Consider the following 16,633-nt stretch of genomic DNA (forward strand, 5'->3'; position numbering starts at 1 on the left):
CCGAGTAAGGAACTTGCCATGCCCACCGCCACGACCCTCGCCACTGCCGACTGGACGTCGATCACCGCCGAACTCGACGCGTACGGCTGCGCCCCGACCCCGCAGCTGCTCACCCCCGAGCAGTGCGGCACCATCGCAGCCCTCTACGACCGCCCCGAGCTCTTCCGCACAACCGTCGACATGGCGCGCCACCGCTTCGGCTCCGGCCAGTACCGCTACTTCACCCACGACCTGCCCGACACCGTCAACACCCTGCGCCGTGCCCTCTGGCCGCACCTGCTCCCCGTCGCCCGAGACTGGGCCGCACGCCTGGGACGCCCGGCGCCGTGGCCCGACGACCTCGACGAGTGGCTGACGCAGTGCCACGCCGCCGGCCAGGCCCGCTCGGCCCAGATCCTGCTCCGCTACGGCCCCGGCGACTGGAACGCCCTGCACCGCGACATCTTCGGCGACATGGTGTTCCCGCTCCAGGCGGTCATCGGCCTGGACGCGTACGGCACCGACTACACCGGCGGCGAGTTCCTCCTCGTCGAGCAACGGCCCCGCGCCCAATCCCGCGGCACCGCCACCCCGCTCCCCCAAGGCCACGCGCTGATCTTCACCACCCGCGACCGCCCCGTCCCCTCAGCCCGCGGCTGGTCCACCGGCCCGGTGCGGCACGGCGTCAGCACCGTGCGCTCCGGCCGCCGCCACGCCCTCGGCCTGGTCTTCCACGACGCGGCATGAGCGGCGCCGCCGAAGCCACCGCGTCTTCGAGGTCTGGCACGGCAGAACAAACACGGGAGAACGCAGTCATCCCGCCAACATCACCCCGACCCCGCCTCACCAACTCAGCAATAACACACGCAGACCGGACGCAACCCCCGCGCTACCGTCGATACCGTGCCCGTAACCACCACCCCAGCGCCCGGCACCCTACCGACCGGTAGCCCGCCGGCCACCCCACGCTCCACGGACCCCCGCCCCCGTTGCACTACACTCCGACCAGTCACAACCAGCTCGTCCGGCCGACACCAACGACTGCGCGGGGAAACCGGCCAGCCCACGACCGGTCGCACGACTGGTGCCTTGGTATAGAGGAAGGGCCCCGGCCGGTGTTCAGTCGTGTCGCCATCGTCAACCGTGGTGAGGCCGCGATGCGCCTCATCCACGCGGTCCGCGAGCTGAGCGCGCAAAGCGCCGCGCCGATCGAGACCGTAGCCCTGCACACGGACGTGGACCGCGACGCCACGTTCGTGCGCGAGGCCGACGTCGCCTACGACCTCGGCCCCGCCGCCGCGCGCCCCTACCTGGACCTGAAGCTGCTGGAGCGCGCGCTGGTGGAGTCCGGCGCGGACGCGGCCTGGGTGGGTTGGGGCTTCGTCGCCGAGGATCCGGCGTTCGCAGAGCTCTGCGACCGGATCGGCGTCACCTTCATCGGGCCGTCCGCGGACGCGATGCGGCAGCTCGGCGACAAGATCGGCGCGAAGCTGCTGGCCGAGGAGGTCGGCGTGCCGGTGGCGCCGTGGAGCCGCGGCGCGGTCGAGACGCTGGAGGCGGCGATCGAGGCGGCCGGGCAGATCGGCTACCCGCTGATGCTGAAGGCCACCGCCGGCGGCGGCGGACGCGGCATCCGCGTGATCACCGACGAGGCCGAACTCGTCGACGCCTACGAGCGCACCAGCCAGGAGGCCGCGCGCGCCTTCGGCTCCGGCATCGTCTTCTTGGAGCGCCTGGTCACCGGCGCCCGCCACGTCGAGGTGCAGGTGATCGCCGACGGCCAGGGCACGGCCTGGGCCCTGGGCGTGCGCGACTGCTCGGTGCAGCGGCGCAACCAGAAGGTGATCGAGGAGTCCGCCTCCCCGGTCCTCGGTCCCGAGCAGGTCGAGCAGCTGAAGACCTCCGCCGAGCGCCTGGCGGTCCGCGTCGGCTACCGGGGCGCGGCGACCGTGGAGTTCCTGTACCACCCCGGCGACCGGCAGTTCGCCTTCCTGGAGGTCAACACCCGCCTGCAGGTCGAGCACCCGATCACCGAGCTGACCACCGGCTTCGACCTGGTCAAGGCGCAGCTGCACGTGGCCTCCGGCGGCCGCCTCGAAGGCCGCCCGCCGGCCGAGCGCGGGCACGCGATCGAGGCCCGGCTCAACGCCGAGGACCCGGACCGCGACTTCGCGCCCTCCCCGGGCCGGATCACGCGCCTGGACCTGCCGGCCGGTCCCGGCGTCCGGGTGGACACCGGCGTGTCCGAGGGCGACACCATCCCCGCCGACTTCGACTCGATGATCGCCAAGGTCATCGCCTACGGCCGGGACCGCGACGAGGCCCTGGGCCGGCTGCGCCGCGCGATGGCCGAGACCTCCGTGGTCATCGAGGGCGGCACCACCAACAAGAGCTTCGTGCTGGACCTGCTGGACCAGCCCGAGGTCATCGACGCCTCCGCCGACACCGGCTGGATCGACCGGGTCCGCGCCGAGGGCCGCCTGGTCTCGCACCGCAACGCCGCCGTCGCGCTGGCCGCCGCCGCGATCGACGCCTACGAGGACGAGGAGCGGGTCGAGCGGGCCCGGCTGCTGTCCACCGCCTCCGGCGGCCGCCCGCAGGTGCAGCACGAGTCCGGCCGGCCGCTGGACCTGAAGCTGCGCGGCGTGGGCTACCGGGTCCGGGTGGCCCGGGTCGGCGCGGCGCGCTTCCGGGTCGGGATAGAGGCCGGCGACGGCCACGGCGCGCAGTCCCAGACTCAGACACAGACACAGACACAGACCGCGGACGTCGTGCTGGACCGCTTCGACCGGCACACCGGCCAGATCGTGGTCAACGGCCAGCGCTTCCGCCTGCTGACCGCCACCCACGGCTCGGTGCACCAGGTCGAGGTGGACGGCGTCACACACCGCGTCAGCCGCGACGAGGGCGGCGTGGTCCGCTCCCCGGCCCCGGCCCTGGTGATCGCCACGCCGCTGGAGGTCGGCGCGGAGGTCGAGGCCGGAGCGCCGGTCGTCGTGCTGGAGAGCATGAAGATGGAGACGGTGCTGCGCGCGCCGTTCAAGGCCCGGCTGAAGGAGCTGGCGGTCAGCGTCGGCAGTCAGGTGGAGACCGGCGCCCCGCTGCTGCGGCTGGAGCAGATCGTCGAGGAGGACGCTTCTGACACCGCCGCCGCTGCCGGCGCGGCGCAGCAGACCGAGGCCGTCGAGCTGGACCTGCCGCCCGCCCCGACCGAGGTGCCGGTCCGCACCCGCGTGGCCCAGGGCCAGGAGGACCTTCGCAGCCTGCTGCTGGGCTTCGACGTGGACCCGCACGACGAGGACCGCATCCTGGAGGCCTACCTGGAGGCCCGCACCGTCGCCGGCGAGCAGGGCCTGCGGCCCCGGGCCGGCGAGCTGGGCCTGATCGAGGTCTTCGCCGACCTGGCCGACCTGGGCCAGAACCGTCCGGCCGGGGCCGAGAAGGACGAGGCCGGCGAAAGCCAGCTGCACAGCGCGCACGAGTACTTCCACACCTACCTGCAGAGCCTGGACGTGGAGCGCGCGGGCCTGCCGGAGTCCTTCCAGGCGGCCCTGCGCAAGGCGCTGGCGCACTACGGCATCACCGAGCTGGACCGCTCGCCGGAGCTGGAAGCGGCGGTGTTCCGCATCTTCCTGGCCCGGCAGCGTGCCGCGACGGACGCCGCCGTGGTGACCACGCTGCTGCGCGCCTGGCTGCGCGAACTCCCGCCGGACGAGCTGCTGCGCGAGCCCACGGGCCTGGCCCTGGAGCAGCTGATCGCGGCCACGCAGGTGCGCTTCCCGACCATCGCCGACCTGGCGCGCGGCGTGGTCTACGCCTGGTTCGGCCAGCCGCTGCTGCGCCGCAACCGGGCCCGCGTCTACGCCGAGGTCCGCAAGAACCTGCGCTACCTGGACGAGAACCCGCGGGCCGAGGACCGCGCCGAGCGGATCGCCGAGATGGTGCGCAGCACCGAGCCGCTGGTGCGGCTGCTGGGGCAGCGCCTGGTCCATCCGGACCTGGACAACTCGGTGATGCTCGAAGTACTCACCCGGCGCTACTACGGCAACAAGGGCCTGACCGGCGTCCAGACCACCGAGGTCGCCGGCAGCTCCTTCGTCGTCGCCGAGCACGACAGCTCGCGCCTGGTGTCCGCGGCCGTGCCCTTCGACCGGCTCGGCGACACCCTGGACGGCCTGGGGCAACTGGCCGCCTCCGACGGCGCGCTGGACGCCGACATCTACCTGCTGTGGGAGAACCAGCCGGACACCGACGAGGCCGCGACCGCGTTGCAGCGCGTGATGAGCGCGCACCCGCTGCCGCAGCAGGTGCGGCGGGTGACCGCCACGGTCGCCGGTCGGCGTGGCGCCGTGATGCACCACCACTTCACCTTCCGGCGCACCACCACCGGGATGACCGAGGAGCGGCTGATCCGCGGCCTGCACCCCTACATCGCCGAGCGGATGCAGCTGGAGCGGCTGACCAAGTTCGACCTCACGCGGCAGCCGTCCTCCGACGAGGACGTGTACCTGTACCAGTGCGTGGCCCGGGAGAACCCGGCCGACGACCGGCTGGTCGCCTTCACCCAGGTCCGCGACCTGACCGAGCTGCGCGACCACGACGGCCGCCTGGTGGCGCTGCCGACCGCCGAGGACGCGATCGCGGCGTGCGTGGACTCCATCCGGCGCGCACAGCTGCGGCGGCCGTCCAACAAGCGGTTCAGCACCAACCGGGTCGTGGTCTACCTGTGGCCGGTGTCGGACATCAAGCGCTCGGAGCTGTTCCTGATCGCGCAGCGCATCCTGCCCTCGACGGCCGGCGCGGGCCTGGAGGAGATCGAGCTCATCGGGCGTCAGCGCTCGTGGAAGACCGGCGAGCTGATCAAGATCGCGGTCCGGGTCCGCTTCGACACCGCGGGGAACCCCTCGCTGAGCGTGGGCGAGCCCACCCTGGACCCGATCGAGCCGCTGGACGACTACCGGCTGAAGGTGCTGCGCGCGGCCAGCCGGGGCACGGTGTACCCGTACGAGCTGGTGGACCAGCTCGGCGACTTCGCTGAATACGACCTGGACGACTCAGCCGGCTCAGCCGAGTCGGCCAACTCGGCCGACTCGGACGGGGAGCACCGGCTGGTCCCGGTGGACCGGCCCAAGGGGCAGAACAAGGCCGCGATGGTGGCCGGCGTGGTCACCACCCGGACCCGTCGGCACCGCCAGGGCGTCACCCGCGTCCTGCTGCTCGGCGACCCGACGAAGTCCCTGGGCGCGCTGTCGGAGCCGGAGTGCCGCCGGGTGATCGCCGCGCTGGACCTGGCCGAGCAGATGAAGGTTCCGCTGGAGTGGTACGCGCTGTCGTCCGGCGCGCGCATCTCGATGCAGTCCGGCACCGAGAACATGGACTGGGTCGCCGCGGCGCTGAAGCGGATCGTGGAGTTCACCCAGGACGGCGGCGAGATCAACGTCGTGGTCAACGGCATCAACGTCGGCGCGCAGCCGTACTGGAACGCCGAGGCCACGATGCTGATGCACACGCGCGGCGTGCTGGTGATGACTCCGGACTCGGCGATGGTGCTGACCGGCAAGCAGGCGTTGGACTTCTCCGGCGGTGTCTCGGCCGAGGACAACTTCGGTATCGGCGGCTACGACCGCGTCATGGGCCCGAACGGTCAGGCGCAGTACTGGGCGCCTTCGCTGGCGGCGGCTCGGGACGTGCTGATGGCGCACTACGACCACACGTACATCGCCCCCGGCGAATCCACGCCGCGCCGGGCCGCGACGGACGACCCGCACAACCGCGACATCAGCTCCTTCCCGCACACCTTCGCGGGCTCGGACTTCGCCACGGTCGGCGAGATCTTCAGCGCCGCGGCGAACCCGGACCGCAAGAAGGCGTTCGACATCAGGACCGTGATGCGCGCCCTGTCCGACCAGGACCACCCGGTGCTGGAGCGCTGGGCCGGGATGGCGGGCGCGGAGACCTCGGTGGTGCAGGACGTGCACCTGGGCGGGCTGCCGGTCTGCCTGGTCGGGATCGAGTCGCGGGCCGTGCCGCGCCGGGGGTTCCCGCCCACCGACGGCCCGGACACGTACACCGCCGGCACGCTGTTCCCGCAGTCCTCGAAGAAGGTCGCGCGCGCCATCAACTCGGCCAGCGGCAACCGGCCGCTGGTGGTACTGGCGAACCTGTCAGGGTTCGACGGCTCCCCGGAGTCGATGCGGAAGCTGCAGCTGGAGTACGGCGCCGAGATCGGGCGCGCGATCGTGAACTTCCAGGGGCCGATCGTGTTCTGCGTGATCTCGCGGTACCACGGCGGCGCGTTCGTGGTGTTCTCCAAGGCCCTGAACCCGAACATGACGGTCCTGGCGCTGGAGGGCTCCTACGCCTCGGTGCTCGGCGGCGCCCCGGCGGCCGCGGTGGTGTTCGCCGGCGACGTGAACTCCCGCACCGCGAACGACCCCCGCATCCGCGACCTGGAGGCGCGCGTCACGGCGGCCTCGGGCACCGACCGCGCGGCGCTGGCGGCGGAGCTCGACGAGCTGCGGGTGTCGGTGCGAGCCGAGAAGCTGGGCGAGGTCGCGACGGAGTTCGACCGGGTGCACAGCATCCAGCGTGCGGTGCAGGTCGGCTCGGTGGACGAGGTGATCAAGGCGGCGGAGATGCGGCCGAAGATCATCGCGGCTATCGAGGCTCGGTTGGGGTAGCGCTTCTCAGCTCTTTGATTCGCTTCGCTTGATTCGCTGATCGGTGGCGGCGGCCGTAATTGGCCGCCACCACCTTTCTGCCCTCGGGTAATCTCCACGAATGTCGACCGCCGCTGAGATCGCCAGATTCACAGGCCCCTACAACCTCCCCGACGGCGAAGTCCCGATCATCGACGGCACCCCACGCTGGCCGTGGGACGAGGCGGTCGCGCGGCGGCGGCTCGCTCGGGTCGCGGCCGCCGCAGGGTTGTCGCTGACCGGCGACGAGGCATTCGTCGAGAGCGGCTCCAACGACACGTGGCTGTTTCCGGACTCGGTCCTGCGGGTTTGCTGGCGCGGCGACATCGACCGCCTGCTGCGCGAAGCCGAACTGGCCGCGGTGCTCCCCGACGGTGTCCCGGGACCGCAGGTCTTGGACCACGGCCGTGACGACGCCCTGAGCTGGATGCTGGTCAAACGCCACCACGCAACGTCTCTGTGGCATGCGTGGCAGTCCGAACCCGCGCCGGTTCTCCGCGACTACGTACGGCAGCTCGCGGACATCATGCGGTGCTTGCACGAGTGGCAGCCCCCGACCTCGGTCCTGACGCGCTACCGCGCCGCCGAAGTGCCTGCGACCGAGACCGATCCGGTGCGCATCGCCGCCAGTACCCTGACACCACTGTCCGTGCCACTTCTGCAACGGCTCATCGAGCACGCGCGTGGGCGGATGTACGTCGACGGCAGCGTGCTCGACCGGATCGCGGCCCGACTCGACCACGTCGGTCGCGTCCCGATCGACCGCTCCGCCGACGTCCTCCTGCACGCCGACTGCACCCCGGCGAACGTGCTGATCCGGGACGGCCGCATCGTCGCACTCCTGGACTTCGAGTGGTCCCGCCTCGGCCCGCGCGACATCGAGCTCACGCTGCCGTCGTTCTGGGCCTGGGTCGACGGCCAGAGCGACGGCCGAAGCGTCCACCCGAGCCCCGACGACGGCCGCCCCGCCATCGTCCCCTGGCTCACCGAGGCCTACCCCGAACTGGCCAGCACCCCCGACCGCCTCTGGCTCTACCGCACCGGCTTCGCCCTCCGCGGCCTGATCCACTGGCCGGCCCACGCCCCCGAGCCGGACCTCCCGCGCGAACACCCCGTCGGTCAGCTCCGCCACCTCGCCGCCGCCGAACCGGAGTGACACCCGTGCCCACGGCACCTCGTGCGGGGCCGACAAGCTCACCTCGCCGACCCCACACGATCGCCTCACATCACCTCACACCCTCGATCCCTCACAGCTTCGAAAGATCCACCGCCCCCGCCATCACCTGGTACCCAGCCGCGCTCGGGTGCAGGTGGTCGCCGCTGTCGTAAGTCGCCAGCAGCGCCGCCGGGTTGGCGGGATCCCGCACGGCCGCGTCGAAGTCCACGTAGCCGTCGAAGACGCCGCCGCTTGACCTCACGAAGGTGTTCACCGCTTGCCGTTGCGCCTCGGAGGCGCTGGTCCAGGCGCTGTAGCCCTTGAAGGGGGTCACCGTGCCGCCGAGGACGGTGATGCCTTCGGCGTGTGCTGCCGCGGCGATCTGCTTCAGGCCCGCTATCACCGCGTCGGCGGAGGTGCCCGACTTGAGGTCGTTGACGCCCTCCAGGATGATCAGGGTCTTGACGTTGCTCTGGCTCAGGACGTCGCGGTCGAGCCTGCTCACCGCGCTGATGCCGCCGTTGCCGGTGCCCTGCACGCCGGTGAAGTCGTCGCTGACGACGCGGTTGGCGCTGATGCCCTCGTCGATCACGCCGCGGTGCGGGTCCTGGCTCGCCGCCAGGCGGCGCCAGAGGTCGTTCGGCCAGCGGTCGTTGCCGTTGTACGTGGAGCCGACGCCGTCGGTGATCGAGTCGCCGAGCGCCACGATCGTGCCCACCGGCGGGCCGCTGGGGACGACGTCCACGCCGGAGAGCAGCGTCCAGAAGCCGAAGGTGTTGTTCACCGGGTAGTTGCTCACGTCAGTGGTCTGATCGCCCGCTTCATCAGCGGTCGAATACATGTCCTGGGTGCCGAGGCTGTGCACCGACTCCAGCTGCACCGTTCCCGGGAAGTACACGCTGACCAGCAGGTTCGCGTCCGCTGGCACGGTGAACGGCACCGCGTCGCTGATCGCCTGGCCGCCGCCGGGGATCGTCGTGGCCTGATTCCCGTTGAAGGTCAGCGTGGCCGGCGTGCCGGTCGCCACCGACGTGCTGCTCTGCACCGCGACCGTGACGTGCCCGACGCTCACCGGCGCGCCGACGAACGCGTTGTCCAGCCGCACCCGCACCTGCGTGCCGCCGACGCTGGAGTGCTCGACCATGCGCAGCGTCCGGTCGGTCCACGGCCCCGGCACCAGCCCGTCGTCGGCGGCCGCGGCCCAGCTCCCGCTCCAGGCCCCGGCCGAGGCCCGCACGCCGAGCGCGAAGATGTGCAGCTCGGTGCCGCCCGCAGGCGACGCCAGGGTCGGCAGCGTCAGCGAGGCCAGCGTCTTGCCCGGCGCCAGCGGCACGGACTCCACGTACACCTTCGCCGACGCGCCCGCCTGGCCGCCGGCCTGGTTCCAGTGCGGCAACGAGACCGCCATCGCGTCCGTCGCGCCGACGATCCAGTCCGGCGTGCCGATCGTGTAGCCCTGCGTGCTGCCGTCGCTGTACGTCAGCGTCCCGGACCCGGACGCGGCGCCGTCGGTGCTCGTCGCCAGGAAACTCAGGGCACTGCCAGAAGCCGAATAGGAGATCTGCTGCCCGTTGGCCACCACGTTGTCCGGCTGCCCGGCCGCGACCTGCGGCAACGCCAACCGCGCGGCGCCGCCCACCACCTGTGCGCCGGGCGACCAGCCGGCGGCGATGAGGTCCTGCTGCGAGAAGCTGTTGCCCTGGCCGTCCAGGTTCGCCCCGGTGACGTTGCTGTCGTCGCTGACGCCGACGTTGTTGAACGCCGACGCCAGAGCGGCCACCGGCGCGGCCGGCCCGAACGCCGCGGCGAACACGTGCATCGCCGAGCCGCTACCGCCGGTCGTGTTCGGCAACGTCACCGACGCCACCGCCTTGCCCGCCACCAACGGCACCGAGGTCGGGAACAGGCTCACCTGGTGCACCTGCCGGCCGCCGGTCGAGTTCCGGTACGGCGACACGGCCGCGATCGCGACGGTCCCGGTCCACCAGTCCGGCACGGACATCGCAAAGCTCTGCGTCGACCCGTCGGCGTACGTCACCGTCCCGGTCCCGCTCGTGGGCCCGTCCGTACTGGTCGCCACCAGATCCAACGCGCCGCCGGACCCGGCGTCGGCGAACGTCTGCCCGGCGGCGACGGTGTTGTCGGCCTGGCCCGGCGCGATCTGCGGCACGCGCACGGCCGCGCCGTCGGCCAGCGTGTACACCGCGCCCGGCGACCAGCCGTCGGCAGCCAGCGCCTCGGCGGAGAAGCTGGACCCGCCGCCGTCCAGATTCGCCGCCGCCTGCGCGGCGTCGTCGCTGATCCCGGCGTTGTTGAAAGTCGCCGCCAGTCCGTTCGAAGTCGCGTGCGAAGTCGCGGACGCGGCACCCGCGGCGCCGTGCATGAGGCCTGCGAAACACAGGCACGAGGCGAACAAGAGCACTGCGGGCCGGCGCAGCCGGTCCCGGACGAAGGGAACGTTCACACCCCGAAGTGTCGAATTGCCCTGACAAGCTGTCAATGGCCTACTATTGAGTGAGGGAACGTTATCGCTCAGGGGAATCCGGGATCGCCGCCAGCAAGGCGACGAGCGAACCGTCCCCGACAGCGGCCAGATCCGAGGCCGCCTGCGCACGCTCCCAAGGCTCCGCGTCCCGCGCCACAACGGCGATCCGCTCCGACATCAAAGGGCTGATAGCAAGGTCACGACCGCCACCACCGGCCATCAACTCCGCCGCGACCCCGTGCACGCCACCCAGAAAACCAAGCCCGTGCACCGTCAGCTCGATCGTCCCGCACGCCCGCAAAGCGCTCCAATCACCGGCAGCCACAACCTCCCCGGCGACCCGTGCCGTCTCCCGCGCATCGCTCAAACAGCGGTACCCGACGTCGACACCGAGAACCAGAACCGCCCGATGAACAGCCACCGGAGCCCGAAATCGAGGATCGCCCAACGCGATCTCCGCGAGCGCGTCGTCAATATCCTGCGACCGGATTCCGCTTACGTCAGCGTCATAAATCGCCCTGGAGTCCTCCCACGACGCCGCCGTGAGCCACTCCCCGACCGCGTCGATGTCCCGATCCGACAGCGACGCCCACGACGGAAGATCCGTCTCCGTCAGGGCGAACCACGTCTGCCCGACGAGATCCGGCTCGACCCGCACTCGGTTGCGAACCAGCACCCTGATCTGCCCGCGCACCGACGACAACGGGCAATCCCGTAGCCCCACAGCCAGCCGCACCCCGTGCTCGACCTCCCCGTGCAGCGCCTGATACCACGCGTACGCAAGCGTGATCAGCGCCCGCGACTCCTCGTCCCGCAGCCCCGCGATGGCGTCCTCCCACAGCGCCGGCACGTCGGCGACCTGGCCCGCGGCCGCCATCTCGTTGGCCCGATCGCCCAAAGACGCTGCCAATGACCGCATAGCGTCTCGGCCCGCAGCCCGGACATCAGCCATGATCTACTCCCCTTGATATCAAGACTCTGTCAATGCTGGTCTAGGTACAAACTATCGTATGTTTCTCCTTGTCACTACGTACAGCCAGATATATACAGAACACATCGAGCACGATCGAAGACGGTGATCCCGGTTCGTGCTCTGTCACCTTCCCCCCACCTCTGGAGGTCTCGCATGCCCAAAACCGAACTCCTCGACACCGACAGCGTCATCAGCGGCTGGCTGAGCTCGGGCGACGACGAAAGCCCGGCCGGCCCCCTGTTCACCGGCGGCAAGTACGCCGAGGCCGACATCATCGGCGCGATCATCCGCGAGACCCGGGGCACGTGCAGCTCCTGCACCGCCTCGCGCGGCAGCCAGTGCTGCTGAACCGCAGGTGACCTCCCGTTTCTCCGGTGAGTTCGCCGGAGCACTGGGCTGCCTGGCCGCGCCGGTCACGGCCGGCCTGGCGGCCCGGCTCGCCGCCGTCGAGCCCCTGAGCGGGCCCGAGCGCGCGGCGATCGCCGAGGCCGCCGAGCGCGCCATTCTGGAAACCGTCCACCGCAAGGTCAGCAGGGTTCTGCTTCTCGAACTCAACGCCGCGCGCCTGACCGGCCGGCTCACCGCCGAGGATCCCGCCGCGCGCTGGGACGAGTTCCTGGCGATGGCCGACAACGCAGAGTTCTGGCACTCGCTGTCGGGCCGGTATCCCACGCTCCAGCAGCGCCTGGACGCCGTCATGCAGCGCCGCGCCGACGCCGCCTGGGCGCTGGCCCGCCGCTTCGCCGCCGATCGCAGCACCCTGACGGAGCTGACCGGCGTCGACCCCGGAGAGCTGCGGCACGTCGAGTTCGGCGCCGGCGACAGCCACCGGGGCGGACAGTCGGTCGCGATCCTGGAGCTGGCCGAGGCCACGATCGTCTACAAGCCGCGACCCGTCGAGGTCGACAAAGCTCTGACAGAGCTGCTCGAAACCGTATTCCCCGACGTCTCGGCCGCCACCCGCATCCGCGTACCGGCCGTCATAGCCCGCGACGGCTACGGCTGGAGCGAGTTCATCGAGCACCGCTACTGCGACTCCGACGCCGAGCTGACCGCCTTCTACCGCGGCGTCGGCCACTGGCTGGCCGTGATGCGCCTGCTCGGCGGCAGCGACCTGCACACCGAGAACGTCATCGCGCACGGCCCGATCCCGGTCGTCGTGGACTGCGAAACCCTGTTCAGCACCATCCCCGAGGGCCCGCCCTCGGGCCTGGGCCACGCCGTCGACACGGCGGCCAAGCTGGTCGACGAGACCGTGCTGCGCGTCGGCATGCTCCCGAACCGGGGTGCGGCCCTGGGCTGGCGCGGCGTGGACTCCTCCTCCGTGGGCGCGCTCCCGGACGAGCAGCCCTCCGGTCAGGTCCCGGTGATCGTCGACGCCGGCACCGACCGTGCCCGCCTGGGCTTCGCCGAGGCCACGCCCCAGCCCGCCGCGAGCCTGCCGAGCCCGAAGCCGGCGCTGGCAGAGTACTGGGAGACGGTCGCGGCAGGGTTCGAAGAAAGCTGCGACGCGCTGGCCGACGCCGACCGAGCCGGTGTCCTGGAACCTGCGATGTCAGCGTTCGGAGACTGCCAGATCCGTATGGTGCTGCGCGCCACGGACGTCTACGAAGAAGTCGCCCGCATGCTCTGGCACCCGGTCTCGCTGCACGACGAGCCCGCGGCCGTGCACCGCGCCACCGACCTGTTCGTCCAGATGGCCCAGCAGTCCTCGGCGGCGCCCGGCGAACCGGACGTCGTCGCAGCGGAGATCGCCGACCTGCTGACCGGCGACATCCCCTACTTCGGCACCACGCCCCGCACCGGCCGGCTCACCGGCCCCGGCGGCACGCACTGGCTGCCCGAGCAGGACCTGGTCGCCGACGCGCTGACCCGCTGGCGCGGCGCCGATTTGGGGTTCGACCGCGGCATCATCCGCGCGACGCTGGTCAGCGCGTATCTGAATGCTGACTGGACGCCGAGCAAGGGCCTGCGCAAACCGACCGCCGTGAGTACCAGCGGCATCGACAGGCGTCGCAGGACCCTGGCAGCCGAACTGGTCCGGCAGCTCCGTGACAGCGCCACGCGGGGCACGGACGGCACCGCCACCTGGATCGCGCCGGTCCTCAGCCTCACCGGCTGGGTCGTCCAGCCGCTCAGCCCGGACCTGTACAGCGGCCTGCCCGGCGTGGCACTGCTGCTGGCCGCCTATCAGCGCGAGGCCGAGGCCGGCCGCGCCGACGCCGTCGAAGGCGTCACCACGCTCCTCGACGCGACCGTCCAGACCATGCGCCTGGCCGGCGACCACTCAGCCAAGCTGCGTGCCGACGGCATCGCGATCCGGCCCCGCGAACCCGGCGGCTGGGTCGGCCTGGGCTCGGAGCTGTGGACCTGGCTGACCCTGCGCCGCCTCGGCGCGGTCGGCGACGAGGCCCTGGACCGGGCCCGGACCCTGGCCGCCCTGGTCCCCGGCGCGATCGGCGACGCCGAGGAGTACGAACTCGTCTCCGGCCCGGCCGGCGCCGTCGTGCCGCTGCTCCAGCTCACCGCCGCCACCGGCGAACAGCGCTGGACCGACATCGCCGCGCACATCGGCGCGGTGCTGTGCGACGCCGCGCTGACCAAGGACACCGGCGTGACCTGGCCGACCGCGCGCTGGCCCGGCGGCCTCGGCGGCTGCGCGCACGGCGCGTCCGGCATCGGCTGGGCGCTGGCCCGCCTCGCACTGGCCACCGGCGACGCCCGGGCGTCCGAGACGGCGCGCGCCGCGTTCGCCTTCGAAGAGTCCTGCTACGACCCGTCCGTCGGCGGCTGGACCGACCTGCGCGAGATCGAGCCCGGCCTGACCGCCAACGCCTGGTGCCACGGCTCGGTCGGGATCGCCCTGACCCAGCTGGACCTGGCGCGGCGCGGCTGGCCGTCCGGCAACGTCGACAGCATCCTGACGCGCGCCGCGGCCGCCGCCTACGCGCAAGGCATGGGCTGGAACCACACGCTGTGCCACGGCGAGCTCGGTGTCTGGGAGCTGATGGACGCTGCGCTGCGGGACGGCTTCGCCCCGGCGGGCGTGGATCGGAAGGGTTTCGAGGCGTACATCGTGGCCAGCCTGGAGGAGAACGGCGCGATCAGCGGCATGGCGCGCGAGGCGTTCTCCCCGGCGATGATGTCCGGGCTCGGCGGCGTGGCGTATCAGCTGCTGCGGATGGGCGCCGGCAGCGAGTTGCCGTCGGTGTTGGTGCTCGACGATACGTTCTGACGACTAGCGCGGTCGACCTTCTCAAAGCTCTGTCGCTGAAGAAGGTAGGACCGTGCGTACCAGCCGTCGGCCGAGACCAGCTCCGCATGCGTCCCCTGCTCGGCGACCCGCCCTTCGGCGAAGACGTAGATGTAGTCCGCGCATTCGGCGACGTTCCCCAGCCGGTGCGTGATCATCACGATCGTGCCGCCGTACTCGCGCAGCCGATGGTAGAACGCTGCTTCGGCGGCGGCGTCGAGACTGGATGTCGGCTCGTCGGCGATCACCAGCGCGGCACGCCGGAAGAAGCCACGGGCCAGCGCGAGCCGCTGCCACTGGCCGCCGGAGACCGACAGGCCGCCGCTGAGACTGCGTTCCAGCAGCGTGTCATAGCCGCGCGGCAGGGCACTGATGAACTGGTGCGCCCCGGCGTGCCGGGCCGCCTCCTCGATCCGTGCCGGATCCGGCTCCGCGGTCCACTCCCCGATGCGGATGTTCTCCCCCGCGGTGAACGGGAAGCGGGTGTGGTCCTGGTCGATGAAGGCGATCCGGGAGCGCAACGTGTCGATGTCCATCTGCGCGCTATCGCGGCCGTCCCAGGTGATGCGTCCTGAATCGGGCAGATACAGCCGGCCGAGCAGCTTGGCCATCGTCGTCTTGGCCGCGCCGTTCTCCCCCACGAACGCGACCACTTGTCCGCGCCGCACCCGCAGCGAGACACCCGCGACCGCCGGTGTCTTCGCCCCCTGATAGGTGAACTCCACGTCCTCGACGAGGATCTCCTCGAATTCCTCCGGCGCCGGCTCGCTCCCGGTCGGCGGCAGGTGGCCGGCGGCGTCGTCGCAGAACGAGCGGTAGTCCTCCAGGTACAGGCCCTCGGCATACAGTTCATTGATATCCATGGCCAGACCGAGCAGCGCCTGCTGCACCCGGCTCACGGCCAGGTACGCCGTCCCGCCGACGGCCAGCGGAATCGACTGCCGCCACAGCAGTAGCGCGAGCACGGCGTAGACCACACCGGTGAAGAACCCTGCGACGGCGTTCCCCACGACCATGGACGACGCCTCCGCGCGGACCAGTTGCAACCGCTCGGCCAGGTAGGCGTCGGTGATGCGGCGGTAGCGCTCGACCAGGTACCCGGACAGCGACAGCGCGCGTACCGCTGCGGCCGAAGTCGTCGTCACCGCCAGCCCGATCAACAGATTCTGCCGGCGCCGGCCCTCGACCCAGCGCACGAAAACCTTGTAGTCCAACCGGGCCACCCGCACCGCGGCCCACCATCGCGGCACCACCGACAGCAGAAGCAGCGGCACCAGCACCGGATGCAGCACGGCGAGCACCCCGGCCACGCCGATGAACGTCGCGAGGCTCTGCAACACCTGCTGCGTGATGGCCAGCATGCTGCGCGCCGAGATGGAGCCGCGCTCGGCGCGCTGCGAGGCGTCGACCCAGTCGGCCTTGTCGAAGGCGACCAGCTCGGCGCGCGTGCACAGCTCCTGCAGCCGGATCATCGCCCGCGCGTCCATCATCGGCCCGAGCTGCTGCGCGAACGCCTTGGCGATCGAGTCGCACAACGACCGCGAGGCGGTCAGCACCAGCACCACGAGCATCGACGGCAGCGCCGCGCGGATCCGGTCCGGGGTCGCGCCGGCGCCGAACAGCGGGGCCAGGACGTCGGTGGTGGCGTACAGGCTGAAGGCCCCGGCCAGCGAGGAGGCCGTCTGCACCACCAGCAGCGCTATGGTGCGCGGCTTGGAGGCCTCGGCGGCCAGCCGGATCGAGGTCGCGATCAGCAGCGGCAGGCGGCGCGCCACGGTGCGGTAGCCGGTGCCGGCGGTGTCGGCGTAGCCGGTGTTCCAACCATCCGGGTCCGGCGCCATGTCGTCGATGACGGTGACGGGCACCGCGTCCACGGAGAACGCCCGGGTCATCCGCCGCCAGAGCCCGGCCCATCGAGTCATCAGATCAGTCTCGCCGACCGGCCGTCGATCGTCGAGGGCTGAGATCGCCGCGGGCGCTGGTGCACGAACTCTGCGCGAAACTGATTGAAACTGACCCTTCACAAACACTTGCGCACGGCGCTCGCGCTTCTTACGGTGACTCGGCGAGATCAGTCCTCTCCCTCGGA

At 71.4% G+C, this 16,633-nt stretch carries 8 protein-coding genes; 5 read left to right on the forward strand and 3 right to left on the reverse strand.

Features of this window, described 5'->3' with window-relative positions; translation table 11 throughout:
- The first annotated feature begins 18 nt into the window (after positions 1-18).
- From ABH935_RS09290 to ABH935_RS09300, 3 genes are all read left to right on the forward strand, one after another.
- Positions 19-726 (forward strand): 2OG-Fe(II) oxygenase, encoded by a 708-nt coding sequence (locus tag ABH935_RS09290; RefSeq protein ID WP_370377400.1) that lies wholly within the window; start codon positions 19-21, stop codon positions 724-726.
- 368 nt (positions 727-1,094) lie between these two features.
- Positions 1,095-6,659, forward strand: coding sequence for a carboxyl transferase domain-containing protein (locus ABH935_RS09295; RefSeq protein ID WP_370377401.1), 5,565 nt, complete (start codon positions 1,095-1,097; stop codon positions 6,657-6,659).
- Positions 6,660-6,759: 100 nt separating this feature from the next.
- On the forward strand, positions 6,760-7,833 hold the full coding sequence (locus ABH935_RS09300) for a phosphotransferase family protein (RefSeq protein ID WP_370377402.1): 1,074 nt from the start codon (positions 6,760-6,762) through the stop codon (positions 7,831-7,833).
- Between the two features lie 91 nt (positions 7,834-7,924).
- On the opposite strand, the gene ABH935_RS09305 is transcribed toward ABH935_RS09300, so the two are convergent.
- Entirely contained in the window at positions 7,925-10,297 is a 2,373-nt protein-coding gene (locus ABH935_RS09305; protein ID WP_370377403.1) for an SGNH/GDSL hydrolase family protein, read from the reverse strand.
- 61 nt (positions 10,298-10,358) lie between these two features.
- Positions 10,359-11,270: a hypothetical protein gene (locus ABH935_RS09310; RefSeq protein WP_370377404.1), complete on the reverse strand. Its 912-nt coding sequence runs from the start codon at positions 11,268-11,270 to the stop codon at positions 10,359-10,361.
- Positions 11,271-11,444: 174 nt separating this feature from the next.
- Here ABH935_RS09310 and ABH935_RS09315 point away from each other — a divergent pair, with 174 nt between their 5' ends.
- Both ABH935_RS09315 and ABH935_RS09320 read left to right on the forward strand, forming a co-directional pair.
- Positions 11,445-11,639 (forward strand): DUF6229 family protein, encoded by a 195-nt coding sequence (locus tag ABH935_RS09315; RefSeq protein WP_370377405.1) that lies wholly within the window; start codon positions 11,445-11,447, stop codon positions 11,637-11,639.
- A gap of 7 nt (positions 11,640-11,646) precedes the next feature.
- Positions 11,647-14,526 carry a type 2 lanthipeptide synthetase LanM family protein gene (locus ABH935_RS09320; protein WP_370377406.1) on the forward strand — a complete coding sequence of 960 codons (2,880 nt, stop codon included), beginning with the start codon at positions 11,647-11,649 and terminating at the stop codon, positions 14,524-14,526.
- Here the strand turns inward: ABH935_RS09320 and ABH935_RS09325 are convergent.
- Positions 14,460-16,466, reverse strand: coding sequence for an ABC transporter ATP-binding protein (locus tag ABH935_RS09325; protein WP_370377407.1), 2,007 nt, complete (start codon positions 16,464-16,466; stop codon positions 14,460-14,462). The genes ABH935_RS09320 and ABH935_RS09325 overlap by 67 nt on opposite strands.
- Positions 16,467-16,633 lie beyond the last annotated feature (167 nt).

Source organism: Catenulispora sp. GAS73 (genome assembly GCF_041262085.1).
In the GTDB taxonomy this organism is placed as follows: domain Bacteria; phylum Actinomycetota; class Actinomycetes; order Streptomycetales; family Catenulisporaceae; genus Catenulispora.

Bases quoted from the DNA above. Each gene is read 5' to 3' on its own strand.
- ABH935_RS09290 (WP_370377400.1), top strand. From the start codon at position 19: ATGCCCACCGCCACGACCCTCGCCACTGCCGACTGGACGTCGATCACC.
- ABH935_RS09300 (WP_370377402.1), top strand. From the start codon at position 6,760: ATGTCGACCGCCGCTGAGATCGCCAGATTCACAGGCCCCTACAACCTC.
- ABH935_RS09310 (WP_370377404.1), bottom strand. From the start codon at position 11,270: ATGGCTGATGTCCGGGCTGCGGGCCGAGACGCTATGCGGTCATTGGCA.
- ABH935_RS09315 (WP_370377405.1), top strand. From the start codon at position 11,445: ATGCCCAAAACCGAACTCCTCGACACCGACAGCGTCATCAGCGGCTGG.
- ABH935_RS09325 (WP_370377407.1), bottom strand. From the start codon at position 16,466: ATGACTCGATGGGCCGGGCTCTGGCGGCGGATGACCCGGGCGTTCTCC.